General features: G+C 69.1%; 11 protein-coding genes. 3 read left to right on the top strand and 8 right to left on the bottom strand.

From position 1 onward, the window contains the following. Positions 1–125 precede the first annotated feature (125 nt). Positions 126–1,355 carry a PP2C family protein-serine/threonine phosphatase gene (locus tag AC31A1_RS08115; RefSeq protein WP_489652573.1) on the top strand — a complete coding sequence of 410 codons (1,230 nt, stop codon included), beginning with the start codon at positions 126–128 and terminating at the stop codon, positions 1,353–1,355. A gap of 754 nt (positions 1,356–2,109) precedes the next feature. Here the strand turns inward: AC31A1_RS08115 and AC31A1_RS08120 are convergent. Next, a complete protein-coding gene (locus AC31A1_RS08120) occupies positions 2,110–2,901 on the bottom strand; it encodes a hypothetical protein (protein ID WP_489652574.1) in 792 nt (263 codons plus the stop codon). A 276-nt stretch (positions 2,902–3,177) separates the two neighbouring features. On the opposite strand from AC31A1_RS08120, the gene AC31A1_RS08125 reads away from it, so the two are divergent. Then, the gene (locus AC31A1_RS08125; protein WP_489652599.1) at positions 3,178–3,498 is read left to right on the top strand and encodes a hypothetical protein; all 321 of its coding nucleotides are present in this window, start codon (positions 3,178–3,180) and stop codon (positions 3,496–3,498) included. A gap of 115 nt (positions 3,499–3,613) precedes the next feature. Here the strand turns inward: AC31A1_RS08125 and AC31A1_RS08130 are convergent, their stop codons facing one another. The 5 genes from AC31A1_RS08130 to AC31A1_RS08150 form a co-directional block, all read right to left on the bottom strand. Beyond that, a complete protein-coding gene (locus AC31A1_RS08130) occupies positions 3,614–7,783 on the bottom strand; it encodes a beta-galactosidase (protein ID WP_489652575.1) in 4,170 nt (1,389 codons plus the stop codon). Positions 7,784–8,304: 521 nt separating this feature from the next. Continuing rightward, positions 8,305–8,706: a hypothetical protein gene (locus AC31A1_RS08135; protein WP_489652576.1), complete on the bottom strand. Its 402-nt coding sequence runs from the start codon at positions 8,704–8,706 to the stop codon at positions 8,305–8,307. Positions 8,707–8,800: 94 nt separating this feature from the next. Next, entirely contained in the window at positions 8,801–10,609 is a 1,809-nt protein-coding gene (locus AC31A1_RS08140) for an ABC transporter ATP-binding protein (RefSeq protein ID WP_489652577.1), read from the bottom strand. After that, positions 10,606–11,505, bottom strand: coding sequence for an ABC transporter permease (locus tag AC31A1_RS08145; protein WP_489652578.1), 900 nt, complete (start codon positions 11,503–11,505; stop codon positions 10,606–10,608). The genes AC31A1_RS08140 and AC31A1_RS08145 overlap by 4 nt, the downstream gene beginning before the upstream one ends. Further along, positions 11,502–12,488, bottom strand: a complete 987-nt coding sequence (locus tag AC31A1_RS08150; protein ID WP_489652579.1) for an ABC transporter permease — start codon at positions 12,486–12,488, stop codon at positions 11,502–11,504. The genes AC31A1_RS08145 and AC31A1_RS08150 overlap by 4 nt, the downstream gene beginning before the upstream one ends. 161 nt (positions 12,489–12,649) lie before the next feature. Between AC31A1_RS08150 and AC31A1_RS08155 the strand changes: the two genes are divergently transcribed. Continuing rightward, positions 12,650–14,335: an ABC transporter family substrate-binding protein gene (locus AC31A1_RS08155; RefSeq protein ID WP_489652580.1), complete on the top strand. Its 1,686-nt coding sequence runs from the start codon at positions 12,650–12,652 to the stop codon at positions 14,333–14,335. 861 nt (positions 14,336–15,196) lie between these two features. Here AC31A1_RS08155 and AC31A1_RS08160 read toward each other — a convergent pair. Both AC31A1_RS08160 and AC31A1_RS08165 read right to left on the bottom strand, forming a co-directional pair. Then, positions 15,197–15,598 carry an ester cyclase gene (locus AC31A1_RS08160; RefSeq protein ID WP_489652581.1) on the bottom strand — a complete coding sequence of 134 codons (402 nt, stop codon included), beginning with the start codon at positions 15,596–15,598 and terminating at the stop codon, positions 15,197–15,199. A gap of 137 nt (positions 15,599–15,735) precedes the next feature. Then, on the bottom strand, positions 15,736–16,584 hold the full coding sequence (locus AC31A1_RS08165; protein WP_489652582.1) for an alpha/beta fold hydrolase: 849 nt from the start codon (positions 16,582–16,584) through the stop codon (positions 15,736–15,738). Between the last annotated feature and the right edge of the window lie 15 nt (positions 16,585–16,599).

Genomic DNA, 16,599 nt, shown 5'->3' on the forward strand with positions numbered 1-16,599 from the left:
TCGGGTGACGGCCGACGCCGTCGTCACTGCTCACCGAACCGAAAAGAGCCGTTTCCGGGCTTCATGGCCAGATCCCTCCTATCGTGGAACGACACAGTGACCCTCGGCGTCGAAGCGGGCAGGCCATGCAGGATCCGGAGATCGACTATGAGGCGGTCTTCCGCGACCTGCCCGGCATGGTGGCGCTGCTCACCCCCGAGCTGATCTACGTCGACGCCAACCGGGACTTCGAGCGCCTGTCGGGACGCAAACGCGAGGAACTGGTCGGCCGCTACATCTTCGACGTCTTTCCCGAGAACCCCAAGGACCCGGCGGCGGCCGGCATGCGCGAGACCCGGGAGTCGATGCTGCGCGCGGCGACCACCGGCGAGCGCGACACCATGGCCCTGCTCCGCTACGACATCGAGGACCCTCTGCGGCCCGGCCGATGGGTGGAGCACTTCTGGAGCCCCGTCAACGCGCCCATCCGGGGCAAGGACGGCAATGTGACGCTCATCGTCCACCGGGTGGAGGAGGTCACCGAGTTCGTCCGGGCCTTCGGTGGCCGAGCCGACGACAGACGGTCCCGGATTCTGGAAGCCGAGCTGTACACCCGGGCGCGTGAGCTGCAGGAGGTCAACGAGCGGCTGCGCAGGGCACACGCCCATGAGCGCGAGGTGGCCCTGACCCTGCAGGCGGCGATGCTGCCCCCGCCGCGACCGGTCGGCCACCACCGGGCGGCCGTCCGCTACCGGCCCGCCGTGGATGCCCTGAACGTGTGCGGCGACTGGTACGACCTCGTCGACCTGCCCGACGGCGGAATGGCGGTCGCCGTGGGTGACGTCGTCGGGCACGGTCTGGCGGCCGCCTGCGTCATGGGCCAGCTGCGCAGCGCCTTGAGCGCGGCCTGCCGGGTCGCCGACGGGCCGGGCTCCGCCCTTGAGGCCCTCGGTCTCTACGCCCGTTTCGTCGAGGGCGCCGAGTCCGCCACGGCGGTGACGACGTTCATCGACTGGGACGACCACACCATCACCTACAGTTGCGCGGGTCACCCTCCTCCGGCGCTGCTCGACCCCGACGGCGCGGTGACCTTCCTCGACCAGGCCACCGACCCGCCCCTGGGCGCACGACCCGAGCATGTCGGCCGGCCGCAGACGAGCGTCCCCTTCGCCGAGGGCGCCACCCTCGTCCTGTACACCGACGGACTGATCGAGCGCCGTACGGAGGACATCGACCGCGGTCTGGCCCGCCTCGCCGCATCCCTCGCCCACCACCGGCACGCGGAACCCGAGCCCCTGGCCGACGCCCTCCTCGCCGACCTGCTCCCCGCCGAGGGCAACACGGACGACACGGCCCTGGTCGTCCTGCGGCTGTGACGGCGGCTTCGCCCGACGCCGTACCTGCGGCATACCTGGACGTGTAGCCCGGCACCGCGGGTCGGCGTCCTTCCCCCGTGCGGGTACCGGAGAGCGAGCACGGCCAGCCCCGGTCACCGGGTTGATCGGCGGCTCGTCTCGGCGCGTCCACGGCTTTCTCGGCCGATTGTCAGGTGAACTGCTCCGGGTCTGTCGGAGGCTCCGGACTGTCCCGAGTCGGGTGGAGTCGAGGTGCTCGGCCTCACGGCGGCCAGGCGCGGAGTTCGTACCCACCAGGCTGGTCCGGTCGGCGCCCCGGCCTGACCGGCAGCTCCGGTGCGCGCTTCTTCTGTCTGCCGTGGCGTCCCATCTTGGGCTTCCGCATCCGTCGGCCGACCCGGCATCGCCGGGAGGTGTCGGCGTCCACCGGTCCTCGGCGCGGTGACGAGGGGAGATGACACCTCTTCGGCGCCCTTGGGCTCACCTGGTCAAAGTGAGGGGACAACGGCCGCCGGCACGTCACACGTCCTTTGCCGGGCGAAGTCCCCGTGCTGGAACTCGGCACGGAGGTCGACCGCGACGCGGCTACGGGCAGCGACCGGGCCGCCTCACGGCGTCTGCTCGTGCACCCGTCGGCAGGCAACGGGATCGAGCACTCGGGCGACCGCATTACGATGACCGGCTGTTCGGACGGGCCGGCGTCCACCCCGGATGGACGCCGGCCTTCCCCGAGCGGCCGCGGTACGGCGCCGACCGGCCGGAACGGGGTGGTTCGTCACCTGACGTCGACGAAGTCGCCTGTCGCCGTGGACGGTCCGGTGGTGGGGGTTCCGGTGAAGACGAAGCGGTAGTAGCCGTCGGCCTTGGCCTTGGTGGTGGTCTTCAGCGTGCCTCCGACGCCGCTGGTGACGGTTTTCAGCGTCGTGTAGACGGAGCTTCCCTTCTTGCGGAACTGCAGGTGGACCGTCCGCCCCTGATACCCGGTGTAGGTGCCGCTCTCCCAGTTGGCGCGGGTCAGCTTCCCGGTGACCGTGATCGTCCTGCCCTTCTTCACCGGCTCGGGCGAGGCGTTGACCGTCACCCTGGCGTACCGCTTGAAGTTCGCCGTACCGGCAGCGTCGATCTCCGTCCAGTTGTCGTCGGTGTCCTGTGCCCCGGCGAGCACCTTCCAGGCGCCGGCGAGGCCGTTGTGGTCGAAGTCCCGCGCGGCGCTCACAGCGATGCTCACCTTGCAGGTGGCGGTGGTCGGGTCGGCCGGCGACACCACGCATGTTCCCGCCGGCGGATACAGCGGCAGGCTGCCGTCGGCGTCGTCGGTGTTGGGACCGTGCCACAGGTAGGCCCAGGAGGCGGCGACGCCCTCCGGGTCACGGGCCGTCCACGTGATCGTGACGGTCTTTCTGGTGGTCAGGCCGAGCACGATGTCCTTGCCTCCGTTGACCACGACGTTCGAGAACGTGGTGTCGTCGGCGGCGGCCGTGCCCGCCGCTTGGGCGGTTGCCGGAAGCACCGATGCTGAAAGGGCGGCGGTCAGGAAAGTGACGGCCACAGCCGGGCGCATACGCATGAAGTCCCCCCTCGGGACACTGGGTTCGCCGCTCCCCGCACGACGAAACCTGATGGTGTGTCATCGGTGGCTAGACCCGTGAGGGACGCTCCTGGTTGCCCTGTTCTTCGAACCAACGCCCGCATCCGCCGGGCAGGGCAACGACGTCCCCGGTGCAGGCCATCGCTGCGGTAGGTCCGGCGCAGCGCGTTATTCGCGTTGAGGGTCGAGGGGCGCCGCCATAGGCTCTCCGGCATGTCTCTTCGTCGTCGCATGCGTCGAGCGCTCCCGGAAGCGATGCGCGCGGGTGACAAGGCCGCGGTGAGCGCCCTTCGGGCAGCCCTTGGCGCGCTGGACAACGCCGAGGCGGTGCCCGTGCAGGAAACCGAGCTTCGTGGCTTGGCCCTTGAGGAATCGCCGGTCGGTGTCGGGGTCACGGAGAGGGCTCGGCGTGAGTTGGGCGAGCACGGTGTGGTCGGGATCGTGACAGCGGAAGCCGCCGAGCGTCTGGAGGCTGCGGCACAGTTGACCGCGCCCGCGCACGCGCACCGGGCCGCACGGCTCCGTGCCGAGGCCGCCGTGTTGCTTCATTTCCTCGACGATCCGAGCCCCGTGTAGGAACCGGCTTCGCTCACCCGCGCCTCGGAGCCGACGGCGACACTCCCCGGCGTCGGAGGAGTCCCCCGAGTCCCGGGTCCTCGGTCGTCGATCGCGCCCCGCGAACGAGCGACGCTCACTCACACGTCAGCGTCGGCATCCCCCAGTCCGCGTGGTCGTTGCCGTTGCCGTCGCCCGCGTCACCGGCCTTGAGGTCGATCACCTGGGCACCGCTGACGTCGACGTCGATCGGCAGCGCGGCCTGCCCGCCGCGGATCGTCGGCGTGGTGACCAGGGTCTTGCCGTCGGCGATCACGGAGAACGTCACCGTGCCCGCGCCGCCCGTCTCGTCGTCGACGCCGACCTCCGCCGTCAACCGCGAGCACTGTCCGGCGAGGTAGAGCTCAACGTCGCTTACGGAGTTGGTTCCCAGGCCCTTGGCGTAGCCGACGCCGGCGATGGTGATCGGGCGGCCGTCCCCGGCCGCCTGCTCGCCGACGCTGGTGTCCCGTTCCACCGGGCCCCAGCCGTTGGTGGAGGAGAGGAACGGCAGGTCGCTCACGTCGCTCTTCCCGGTCGGCGGAGCCGGTGGGATCCCGCGGACGATGCGTTCGTCTCCGCCGACCGCCTGCCGTCCGTTCTGCCGGTAGTGCACCGTGGTGGTGAGTGCCGAGGCGGATGGCAGCGTTCCGGTCGGCGGCTCGACCTGCCAGGTGAAGGTGGCCGATGTGCCGGGTTGCAGGCGCTTGACCGATGTGGGGCTGGTGGCACTCACGCTCCAGCCGTCGGGCGCGGAGAGCGACGCCGTCAGTCCGGAAGCGGACGGTCGGTCCTTCGGTACCCGTACCGTCGCCCGCGCGGTGAAGGGCTGTCCCGGCTGGGCGGTGTCCGGCACGTCCAGGGTGACGTCCGTTCCCGGACGCTTCGGCATGGCGTAACTGCGGGGGTCGTAGGACGGGCTGTCGTTCTGCGCGACGCGCAGGGAGGAGGCGTAACTGCCGTAGTTGGTCAGGGCGACCTTGCCGAGGCCGCCGGTGGTGCCGTCGAGGTTCCACACGGCGATGGCGATGCTGTTGTGGCCGTTCGGGTTCAGGATGCCGTTGGGGACGGGGAAGGTGTGCTGCGGGCCGAGGTAGTTGACGTAGTTGCCGACCTGCCAGCCGTTCACGAAGACCGTGGCGCGGTACTTGCGTGCCGGGTCGTCGGTGAACGTCAGCCCGAGCGAGGTGTCCTGGCCGTGCGGCAGGTCCAGGTTGGCGTCGGTGCGGTACCAGGAGACGCCGGGGGTCGTGTCGGTTGTCGGGAGGGACACCCGGTTCCAGTCGGTGTCCGGGTAGCCCGGCAGGGACCAGCCGGCCCGCTCTCCGTAGAGGCCGCCCGTCGACAGCGGGCCGCGGACGGTGTCCTGGAGGTCCTCGCCGCCCCGTACGCCCTGGAGGCGCCAGGTGACGGACGTCAGGGGCGCGCCGACGAGGGAGGCGCTGGTCAGTCCACGCGCGGTCTTGTTGCCGTTGGTGGAGTTGTAGTCCTCCTCGTGGCCCATGTTGACGGTGAGTACGGAGATGACGTTGTCGCCGCTGGACTTCACGGAACCTGCCGGGAAGGTGAAGTCGCCGCTGCCCGTGGTGGAGCTGCCCAGGAAGGTGCCGTTCAGCCAGGCGGAGAACGCCTGCGCTCCTCCCCCGGAGTCCGAGACCAGGTGGATGCCGGTCTCCTTGCCGGTGGTGCGGAATCGGCCGCGGTACCACGTGTTGCCGGTGTGGAAGCCGTAGTCGTCCGCGTAGAGCACCGGCAGCGAGTTGGCGCCGGAGACGCTGTTGGTGGTCGCCTTGTCGGCCACCTGCCAGCTGGTGTCGTCGAAACCGGGGGCGGCTTCGGGGGATTCCGCGGCGTGCTTCCAGTTGGTCAGTGTCGGCAGGTGGATCGGGGCGGCCACCGCGATCTTCCCGGTGAGGCTTTCCGTGTCGGTGGTGCGGGTGCCCAATGTCCGGCCGTTCCAGGTGACTTGGGCGGCGGAGGTGAACACCTCGATGTTCTTGTCGTCGGCGTTGTCGCCGGTGAATGCCACGGTGTGGCCGCCGTGCAGGCTGGTCGCCGTCCGCAGCAGGTGGGTGCCGCGCACGAGCACCGGGCCGCTCGCCGTGTCCTGACGCCAGAAGGTCTTCGCCGTGTCCTTGTCGCCGACGAGCAGGAGCAGCGGGCGCTGTCCGTCGCCGGTGATGCTGACGCGGATCAGGCCCTTGTGCGTGTAGTTGAGCCGCAGGTCTCCGGTGGCCGGGTCCCAACTGGTCGTGACCGTACCGCCGTTGGCGGTCACGGTGGGCTTGGCGCCGTAGCGCAGCACGGTCTCGCCGTCGCTGCCCTGATCGCCGTAGAGCACGCCGATGTCCCGGTCCCCGATGGTCGCGCTGGTCATGATCTCGGAGGTCGAATACTGCAACTGCGCTTCACCGAGGCGGTAGTTGGCCACGATCACGTGGGAGTCGCGGCCGTCGAGGGTGATCGCGGTGCCGGGCTGCTGCGGCACCACCGGGTAGGTCGCCTCCGCGGCGGAGTCGCTCGTCGGTACGTCGATGGCGTCTACGGCCACGTAGTTGTCCGTGGATCCCGAGCTGTGGTTCCCGGCGACGACGATCTTCAGCGTGTGTGCGCCGGGTGTCAGGCCGGTCTTCTGGAAGAGCACCGCCTGGCTCTCGCTGCCCGAGTCGTCGACCGTGGCCGTCTTGGTGCCGTCGAGATAGACGTCGGCGTTGCCGTGGTTGTTGGTCTTGGAGCCGATCCAGCGGATCGCGGTGCCGTCGAAGGGGACGGTGAGCGAGTCGCCGGCCTTGTTCGAGAACGACTCGGTGTGTTTGTAATCGCCGCCGGTGTAGCTCGTGTTGGCCACGTGCGACCACGAACCGGCGTACTGGAGCGCTGAGTCGGGGTCGTCCCAGGTGTAGGTGGTGTCATTGGTCGGCTGGGCGTTGAAGTCCAGGGAGATGTGGGTCTTGTCGGCTGCCGTGGAGGTGGAGTTCCCGTGCCGCAGTACGTGGAACTGCGTCTTGGTGTCGGGGTTCATCCGGGCGGTGTCCACGACCGCGGAGTCGTCCGGCGGTGTGGCTCTGATCGCCTCGGTCTTGGTCAGCGGAGCGACCGACTGCGTGAAGTAGCCGATGAGTTTGTCCTCGTCGTACTTCGGGTCGAGCTGGCGGGTCTCGCGGATGGCGGCGCCGTAGTCGTACGACGTGTAGTTCTCGGGCATGCCGAGCCAGCCCCAGTTGGTGCCGCCGTAGGTCATGTAGAAGCTCTGCGCGGTCGCGCCGACGGCGATGTTCTGCTTGTAGAAGACGTTGGCGAACTGGTCGTTGATCAGCTGGGCGCACTTGTCGTAACCGGGTCCGCCCCAGGGGTCGAAGGCGCCGCCCTGGAACTCCGGTGAGTACAGCGGTTTTCCGGCCGGGTGGTCGTAGCTGATGTCGGGGACGCCGTTCCACTTCGAGGGGTTGGAGCAGTCGAAGCCCTGGGGGTAGGAGTCCGGGCCGTCGACGTCCAGGGCGCCGGTGCCGGAGTTGAAGGTGCCGTTGTTGTTGCCGGTCAGCGGGACCGTGATGCCGTCGGCGCGGGCCTTGTCCTCCAGGTGCTGCATGTAGGAACGGCCGGCCGCCGAGCCGTTGTAGTACTCGTTCTCGACCTGGTAGGCGATAACCGACCCGGTGCCGTTGGTGAGTTGGTGGCGGGCGATGATCCGGTCGATCTGGGTCAGCCATTCGTCCGCGTACTTCAGGAACCGCGGGTCGTCACTGCGATTGTTCTCCGCCTTGGTGGTCAGCCAGCCGGGCAGGCCGCCGCTGTCGACCTCCGCGTTGATGTACGGCGCCGGGCGGGCGATGACGTAGAGCCCGGCCTCCTGGGCCATGTCGAGGAGCTTGTCGACGTCCCGCACCCCGGTGAAGTCGTACACGCCCGGCTTCGGTGAGTGGTAGCCCCAATCGAAGTACAGGGAGGTCGAGTTGAAACCGGCGGCCTTCATCTTCTGGAAGATGTCGCGCCACAGGTCCTGGCTCGGGAGCCGGAAATAGTGGAACTCGCCGGACCACAGGTAGGTGCGTTTGCCGTCGACGAGGAAGGAGTAGCCGTCGAGAGTCACGGTGTGCGCCTGCGGACTGGCGGCGGGCGGCTGTTCGCCGACGTCCTGCGCCGCCGCCGTGGCCGGCGCGGTCAGGCCGGCCGCCAGGACGATGGTCGCGGCTGTCGCGAGGATCGCCCTCCACCAGCGACGGCGACCGGGTCTCGCACCTTCCGAACCGTTCCGACCATCCCGCACGGCGGCCTCCAGACCGACTGGGCGAACAGCATCAAACAGACTCAGGCAAAGCCGAACAGTAAAGGGACGGGGGCCCAACCACAATGGGTCGGAAGAACACAGCCGAGAGGTCGGGTCCCGGGCTCACGTCCACCACGCGCAACAGGCACGGGCAGAACCTCCTGAGCCGCCCACGTAACCGCCCTGCGCGAAGGGCCCTTGGCGTCGCTCGGCTCGGCTCCCCTCAGATCGGCGACGGCGACAAAGTCCTGCCCGGACAGACATCGACGCGCGGTCCCGCCCTGCGGCAGCGGCCGGGGCGATCGCCTCCGGGAACTCCAGACCGGCGGTGGACTGCCCCCGCTCCAACCGCGCGTAGTACGACTGGCCCACCCGTGCGAGCACTGCCAGTTCCTCGCAGCGCGGACCGGCCACACCCACCGAGGGACATCTGTCCCGAGGTGTGCACAGGGAGAAGGCGAAGCCGCGCCCACCCGGACAGAGCGTCTGGGCGGGCGCGACGTGAACGCGTGGCGGTGGGGTCAGGTCGCGGCCAGCGACAGGTCTGCTGTCGTGGCGCGGCCCGGCAGCAGGGTCACTTCCTTGGACACCGGACGGTGGCCGGCGGCAGAGGCCGTGGTGATCCGCAGCGGGCTCGGGCGGGCGTCCAGCCAGGTACGACAGGGCGGTGAGCGGGCCCGTACGGATCCACTGAACCCCTCGTCGACATGGTCCTCGACCGTCAGCGCCCATACGTTCCGGGCCGGGTCCGTGATCAGGAGCCCGAAGCCCACGATCAGGGCGGCCTGACAGGCGGTCAGGACGCCGATGCGCGCCGCGGTACTGCCGGTGCCCCGGGGCAGAACAGTTGGCAGGCCCCGCCTGACCGCCTCAGGTTGGTCCCCGGTCGCTCCTGCTGCTCTTCCCGGCACGGCGGTCGACATCGGAGCTCCCGCGGGTCGGCGATCCTCCGGGACCGCGGTAGTGCCCGGGCCCACGACCGCCCGCACCACAACGACCGACCGTCTCAAGCCCGCCCTAGGAAGGTCGGACGACCTCCCGTACACGCGGGAAGTGGCAGGCCGCCCCGTCCCCGTCGAGCACCGGAACCTCCTGGTCACACCGTTTCCGCTCCCCCTCCCCCAGCTGCGGGTGGAGCGGGCAGCGTGCCCGGAACCGGCAGCCGTCGTAGCGTCGCGTCGGGCTGGGCGGGTCCCCGGCGAGCAGGATGCGCGACCGCTGCCGTTCCCGCTCACGTGCCGGATCCGGCAGGGGTACGGCGGAGAGGAGTGCCTGGGTGTAGGGATGCCGGGGTCGCTCGAAGACCTCGTCGACCGGGCCGGCCTCGACCGTGCGCCCGAGGTAGACCACGCTCACGCGGTCGGCGATGTTCCGTACGACCGACAAGTCGTGGGAGACGAAGAGATAGGCGAGGCCCAGCTCGTCCTTGAGGCGTTGCAGCAGTTCGAGTACGCCGGCCTGGACGGAGACGTCGAGGGCCGAGACCGGTTCGTCCAGGACGAGCAGTTCGGGTTCGACGGACAGCGCGCGGGCGATGCCGATGCGCTGCCTCTGGCCGCCGGAGAACTCGTGCGGGTAGCGGTCCGCGTGTGCCGGGTCCAGGCCGACCTGGGTGAGGAGTCCGGGCACGCGGCGGCCGATCGTCGCCCGGTCGGCGCCCTGGGTGCGCAGCGGCTCGGCGACGATGTCCCCCACGGGCATCCGCGGGTCGAGGGAGGCCATCGGGTCCTGGAAGACGATCTGGACGCGGCGGCGCAGGGCCTTCACCTCAGCCTTGCCGAGCCGGGCGAGGTCCCTGCCGAACAGCTCGATCGATCCGCCTTCCGGCCGGGCCAGTTCGAGCAGTTCGAAGAGCGTTGTCGACTTCCCGGACCCCGATTCGCCGACGAGGGCGAGCGTCTGGCCGCGCCTGATGTCGAGGTCGACGCCGTCGACGGCGTACACGGAGCCGATCCGGCGCTTGAAGGCGGTTCCTTTGAGGAGGGGGAAGGTTCTGGTGAGTCCGCGTACCTTCAACACCGTTTCGCCGGTGGGCGGTTGGGGTGCGCGGGGGGTGTCCATCCGGGGCACGGCGGCCAACAGCCGCTGCGTGTACGGCTCCTGGGGCCGTTCGAAGACGTCGACGGCCGCGCCCGACTCGACGACCCGTCCCTCGTGCATCACGGCCACCCGGTCGGCCATCCCGGCGATGACACCGAGGTCGTGGCTGACCAGGAGCACCGCGGCCCCGGTCTCACGCCGCGCGGTGCGCAGGACGTCGAGCACCTGCGCCTGGATGGTGACGTCGAGGGCGGTGGTCGGTTCGTCGGCGAGGATGATGTCGGGGTCGTTCGCCATCGCCATGGCGATCATCGCGCGCTGGCGCATGCCGCCGGAGAACTCGTGCGGGAACGCCCGTGCGCGCAGGGCGGGTTCGGGGATGCCGACGACGTCGAGCAGTTCGACTGCTCGTTCCAGGGCCTGTTCGCGGGAGACGTCCTGGTGGGCGCGTACCGCCTCGGCGATCTGGTCACCGATCCGGTAGACCGGCGTGAACGCGGACAACGGGTCCTGGAACACCATGGAGACCCGGCTGCCGCGAACCTTCGTGAGCTGCCGTTCCGAGGCGCCGACGAGTTCCTGGCCGTCGAGCCGTACGGATCCGCGCACCGCCGCGTTGCCCGGGAGCAGGCCGAGTACGGCGAGCGCGGTCGCGGACTTGCCGGAGCCCGACTCGCCGACGAGGCCGAGGACTTCACCGCGTTCGAGGGTGAGACTGACCCCCCGTACGGCGGGACGCCCGTCGAAGTCGACGTCCAGATCGGTCACTTGGAGTATCGGGCTCACCGGGAGGCGCCTTTCGAAGTGGGGTCCAGCGCGTCCCGCAAGCCGTCGCCCACCAGGTTCACCGCCAGGACGAACACGACCAGCAGACCGGCCGCGAAGAAGAACATCCAGGGGTACGTGACCGCCGCACTCGTCCCGTCGGCGATGAGCGTGCCGAGGGACACGTCGGGCGGCTGTACGCCGAAGCCGAAGTACGACAGGGCGGTCTCGCTCATGACGGCGCCGCCGACCTGGATGGTCGCGTCGATGATGAGGAAGGAGGCCACGTTGGGCAGTACGTGCTGCCAGATGATCCGGAAGGGTCCGACGCCCATGTACCGTGCGGCGCGCACGAATTCGCGCTCTTTGAGGGAGAGCGTCATGGACCGCACGACCCGCGCCGTGATCATCCAGGCGAAGAGTCCGAGCAGCCCGACCAGGGCGAACCATCCGCTGGAGTTCAGCCGGGGCGAGACGATCGCGATGATCAGGAAGGAGGGGAAGACCAGCAGCAGGTCCACGAAGAACATGAGGAGCCGATCGGTCCAGCCGCCGAAGTATCCGGCGCAGGCGCCGACGAGTGAGGCGAGCCCGGTGGCCAGCACGGCGACGAGCAGTCCGATGACGAGGGACTTCTGCAGGCCGCGCACGGTCTGCGCGAACACGTCCTGACCGATGCGGTTGGTGCCCCACCAGTGGTCCGCGCCGGGTGCGGCCCGCAGCGCGGTGTAGTCGATGTGGCTGTAGGACCAGGGGGTGACGTACGGCCCGACGAAGGCCAGCAGGAACAGCAGCACCAGGACGACGGCTCCGGCGAGGGCGGTGCGGTTGCGCAGGAAGCGGCGCAGTACGACGGTGGCACGGCCGGCGGGCGGCGCCGCGACGGATGCCTCTTCGGCGATGACGGCCGTGGTCATGGCGCCTGCCGGATGCGCGGGTCGAGCGCTGCGTGCAGGACGTCGGCGAGGAAGCCGGAGAGCAGCACGGTGACGGCGGCGAAGAGGTTCACGGCGACGACCGAGTTCACATCGTTCTTGCCGATCGACGCGACGAACCACTCCCCCATGCCGTGCCAGCCGAAGATCGTCTCCGTGAAGATGGCGCCGGTGAACAGCGCGAGGAAGCCGCAGGAGAAGTAGGTCGACATGGGGATGAGGGCCGTACGCAGTCCGTGTTTGAGGAAGACCGTGCGGCGGGCGAGGCCCTTGGCCCGAGCGGTGCGCAGATAGTCCGAGCCGAGGACGTCGAGCATCGTGTTGCGCTGGTAGCGGCTGTAGCTCGCGACGGCGAAGAGGGCGACGGAGAGGGTGGGCAGGAGCAGGTGCACGCCGCGGTCCTCGATGACGGTCCAGAGGCCGCCGGTCACGCCGGGGCTCTTCTCCCCTGTGAACTGGATCAGGTCCGTGCCGGTGGTCCGGTTGAACCAGATCGCGCCGGTCTTGAGGAGAATCGCCAGCAGGAACACGGGAGTTGAGAGCAACGCGAAGGAGGCGAGGGTGACGGCCCGGTCGCTGAACCGGTACTGCCGTACCGCCGTCCAGGCCCCGACGAGCACTCCCACGACGGTCCCGAACACGGTCCCGGCCAGCAGCAGCCGCAGGCTGACGCCGAGTCGGCGGCCGAACTCGGCATCGACGGAGGTGCCGTCGATGGTCTCGCCGAGGTCGCCGCGCACCGCGTGTCCGAGCCAGCGCAGGAAGCGGTTCAGCAGCGGGGTGCGGTCGTTGACGCCGATCTCGTCGAGATGGTGGTTCACCGAGGCCACGGGGATGGGCGGCTGCCGGCCGGCGTAGTACTCACGCGGATGAAGCGCGAGCGAGGCCAGCAGGTAGGAGAGGCAGACGGCGGCCAGGAGCAACAGGGCGTAGTAGCCGAGTCGTTTGGCCAGGTAGGCAGGCACAGAAGAAATGGTCCAGGCCTCCTGTTGCCACATTATGAAGAGAACATGTCAGGTGTCCAGGGGGTCTCCCCCGAGGGTCGTAGGCCGTTCTACGTTCGGTGCATCCACCTGAAGTCCCGGCGCGCCCACCGACGACCACCGGCCTCACGAAGGACACCGACATGCGACAGACCTCCGCCGCAGCCTGGATCGCCGCCACCGCGGCCACCGCGTTGCTGGTGACCGGTTGCGGCTCCTCCGACGACGGCAAACCCGTCGCGCGGAAGAACGCGGCCCCGGCCGGCAGTCAGGAGATCAACGCCCGTCCGCTGAGCGACATCGAGCAGGGCGGCACCCTCAAGCTGGCGATCTCGCAGTGGATCGCGGACTACAACCGCTACACCGCCAACGGCAACCAGGGCGACGCGACGGACATCAACGAGTTGGTGGAGCCCCGGCTGTTCTGGGCGGACGCCCAGGGCGAGTCCCACCCCGACACGGACTTCCTGCTCTCCGCCTCGGTGACCTCGACCAGCCCGCAGACGGTCGTCTACAAGCTGAACCCAAAGGCGAAGTGGTCCGACGCAAAGCCCATCGGCTGGCGGGACTTCGAGGCTCTATGGAAGGCGAACAACGGCACGGACAAGGCGTACGAGGCCGCCGACACCTCCGGCTACGAACAGATCAGCCGGGTCGAACAGGGCGCCGACGCGCACCAGGTCAAGGTCACCTACTCCACGCCGTACGCCGACTGGAAGCACCTGTTCAACCCGCTGCTGCCGGCCGCCGGGATCGGCACCCCGGACAAGTTCAACAAGGGCTGGACGCAGCGGATCCCGATCACCGGCAACGCATTCAAGATCTCCTCGTACGACAAGACGGCCCAGACCATCACGGCGGTCCCCGACCCCAACTGGTGGGGAACGAAGCCCAAGTTGGACTCGATCGTCTTCCGCGCCCCGGACTACTCCGCCTGGACGGACGCCTACCTCAACAAGGAGATCGACTCCGCGAGCGCGCTCCTTCCCGAGGACTACAAGCGGCTGTACAAGGCGGCCGGCACCGACATCCGCGTCGGCGCCCGCTGGGACGAGGTGCACATCGAGTTCAACGGCGCGCGCGGCCCGCTCAAGGACGTCCGCGTCCGCCAGGCCCTCCAGCACGCCATCGACCGCACGTCCATCGCCGCCGCCTTCGGCAAGGACCTCCCCGTCCAACTGAAGCCGTACGGCAGCCACTTCTTCATGCCCAATCAGGCCGGCTACCAGGACAACTCCGGTACGTACGGCACGTACGACCTGAAGAAGGCCGCCGAGCTGCTGGACGCGGCGGGCTGGAAGCTCCAGGGCGGCAAGCGGGTCAAGGCCGGCAAGCAGCTCACCCTCGGCTACACGCTCAGCGCGGGCTCCACCTCCGCGCAGGTGGACCAGTCGGAGCTGGTGCAGGCACAGTTGGCGCAGGTCGGGATCAAGCTGAACATCGTGAAGGTGCCGTCGAACGACTACTTCTCCAAGTACGTCACCATCGGCAACTTCGATCTGACGAGCTTCCGTTGGGTCGACCAGATCTTCCGCTCCCAGGCGTACCCGATCTACCGCGAGCCGTCCGGCAAGAACCTCTACCAGAACTACGGTTCGGTCGGCTCCCCCGAGGTCGACGCCCTGCTGAAGAAGGCCACCGAGACCACCGACGCCGTCGAGGCGAACAAACTCTACAACGAGGCCGACGCCAAGATCTGGGCGCTGGGCCACTCCATCCCGGTCTACCAGCGCCCCCAGGTCCTCGCCGTCCGCTCGAACCTCGCCAACTACGGCGCGAACGGCCTCGCGGACGTCGACTACACCAAGGTCGGCTGGCTGAAGAAGTAAGCAGCCGGAGAGCGGATCGGCCGGACGACGGGGCGGTCGGCTTGATACCGGCACGGCACTTTCGCTGGGTATATGGCCTGGTGGCGGGGTAGTTGGTAGTGCTCGGGGGCGGGTGCTGGGCGATGGTCTTACGGGCCCGGCCGGGGCGTGACGAGGACGAGTGGTCGGTCGCCGCTTGTCGCGGGCGAGGAAGGCGCCGCGGATTGCGGTGATGCGGGCCATGGCCCGGACGCACGGCCACCTCGACCAGCACCAGATCCTCGTCGACCTGTAGAAGAACTGCGGGGGCGTGGTCCTCTTCTACTCCCTCGCCCCGCTCGGAGCCCGCCGCGTCTGCACCGACTACACGATCGGCGAGCACAGCTTCGACGACTTCGTCATGAAGGCCGTCGACATGTTCACCACCGGCTGCCTCCTGCGCACCGGAGCCTTCGGCGGGCGGAACGCCGATGGGGCTAGGCCGTGTCCGCAAAGTCCCGTCGTCCGCCCGGAGGGCGGCCTCCGCGGCGTTCGGTGCGTGCTCTCGGCGTGCCGGGCGGAAGCCCTCGTACTGGTTGTACGTGGGCCTTCGTCCGGTGCGGCGAGAGTGCGTGCCGGGCGTCGCGGAGCAGGCGGGACTTTGCGGACACGGCCTAGGCCGGGGCGCCGGACGTCCGTGGGCCGTGCGGTGAAGTCCGGGACGCGTCATGCTCGGCCGGCGTCCGGTCCGTGTCCAGGAGCCCCCTCCCCGCCGGTCCGGGGCCGTGATCCACGTCGCCTCGACCGACAACTTCGCCAGGCGCGTAGCGGGCGAGACCGCACCCGCCTGGCGAGGCACCTGCTCGGGCATACAGGTCGACATCGCTTCATCAAATGCCCTTTTCAGGACTGCAGTTGGGCGAAGAGCGTCGGCAGGTCGATGAGGCCCCAGTGGTCGGTGAGCTTCCCGTCGGCCACCTTGAACATGCGGACCTCCAGCACCTTGATCGATCGGCCGGTGGCGGGAGTTCCGTTGAAGGGCCCGGTGTTCGTGCCGGTGAGGATGAAGCTGATCGCGAACCAATCGTCCTCGACAACGACACGGACCGGCGTGGCGGCGTAGTCGGGGACCGCGTCGAGGAACGACGCGAGCACCGCGCGGGTCTCCTCGACGCTGGTGGTGGTGCCGTCGGCGGCGTGGTTGCGGAAGTCCGGCGCGTACAGGGCGAACAGGGTGTCGAGGTCACGCAGGTTGACGAGCTTGACGTACTCATCGGCAAGTTGGTGCAGGTCGGTGGTGGACATTTGGGTCTCGTTCGAGGAAGACATGTGCTTCTCCAATGCGGATGGACGGAGACGGCAATTCGCGTGGCCAGAAGGTGCTCTGATCCGGTGTCAGCGGTCTGCTGCCCGAGTTGCGTGCGACGTTTCGGTCGGCGTGGTCAGTTGGCGAGGAAGGCGGCCACCTCGGTGGTGAAGGCCTTGGCGTGCTGGAACAGGAAGGCGTGGCCGGCGTCGCTGTAAAGGATCAAGGTGGCCGAGTCGAGGTGCTGGACGGCGACGTAGGAGGCCAGGGCGGGGGCCATCACGTCTCGGACGCCGCCTGCGTACAGGACGGGCTGCTTGATGGTCTCCAGGTTCGCCCGTACCTGCTCGAACGGAACCGTCATGTACTTGACGATCGCCTCGCGTTGGCGCATCGCTGCTGTCTCGGACACGGCTGGGCCCCCGGCGGCCAGCCGTGTCGAGACCTTGGTGAGGTGCTCGACCCCGGCGGCGCGGCCCGCGTCGGTCTCGGGGAAGAACAGATAGAGCAGGTCGTCCGCGGAGGAGTCGGGATTGGCCATGATGCCCTGCACCTTCTCCGGCAGGGGCGGCGCCTCGGGTACCCGGCCCGGACTGCTGCCCGCCACGACCAGTCTGCGGACGAGGTCGGGCCGCCGCAGCGTCACGTGCTGGGCCACGAAGCCGCCCATGGACCAGCCGAGCAGATCGACCTGCGCCAGGCCGAGGGCCTCGATGAAGTCGATGGCGCCGTCGGCGAATCCTTCGACGGAGTCGCGCGCTTCGCCGGGCGTGTAGCCGATCCCGACGTTGTCGAAAAGGATCACATCGTGGTCGGCGGCCAGGAGGTCCAGAAACTCCGGGTCCCACCAGTCGATGGTCCCGCGGAAACCGCTCACCAGGACCAGGGGGACGCCGCCCTGTGGCCCCATCCGCCGGTAGGTGAACGTTGCGGAAGCGCCTTCCGCGGACAGGTCCTCGGCCTTGTCCGCCAGATAGGTACTCATGCGTGTGCTTCTCCC

Source organism: Streptomyces sp. P5F9 (assembly GCF_057961495.1).

Excerpts from the sequence above, each read along its gene's own strand:
- AC31A1_RS08115 (WP_489652573.1), top strand. The coding sequence starts at position 126 with ATGCAGGATCCGGAGATCGACTATGAGGCGGTCTTCCGCGACCTGCCC.
- AC31A1_RS08120 (WP_489652574.1), bottom strand. The coding sequence starts at position 2,901 with ATGCGTATGCGCCCGGCTGTGGCCGTCACTTTCCTGACCGCCGCCCTT.
- AC31A1_RS08125 (WP_489652599.1), top strand. The coding sequence starts at position 3,178 with ATGCGCGCGGGTGACAAGGCCGCGGTGAGCGCCCTTCGGGCAGCCCTT.
- AC31A1_RS08135 (WP_489652576.1), bottom strand. The coding sequence starts at position 8,706 with ATGTCGACCGCCGTGCCGGGAAGAGCAGCAGGAGCGACCGGGGACCAA.
- AC31A1_RS08145 (WP_489652578.1), bottom strand. The coding sequence starts at position 11,505 with ATGACCACGGCCGTCATCGCCGAAGAGGCATCCGTCGCGGCGCCGCCC.
- AC31A1_RS08155 (WP_489652580.1), top strand. The coding sequence starts at position 12,650 with ATGCGACAGACCTCCGCCGCAGCCTGGATCGCCGCCACCGCGGCCACC.
- AC31A1_RS08160 (WP_489652581.1), bottom strand. The coding sequence starts at position 15,598 with ATGTCCACCACCGACCTGCACCAACTTGCCGATGAGTACGTCAAGCTC.
- AC31A1_RS08165 (WP_489652582.1), bottom strand. The coding sequence starts at position 16,584 with ATGAGTACCTATCTGGCGGACAAGGCCGAGGACCTGTCCGCGGAAGGC.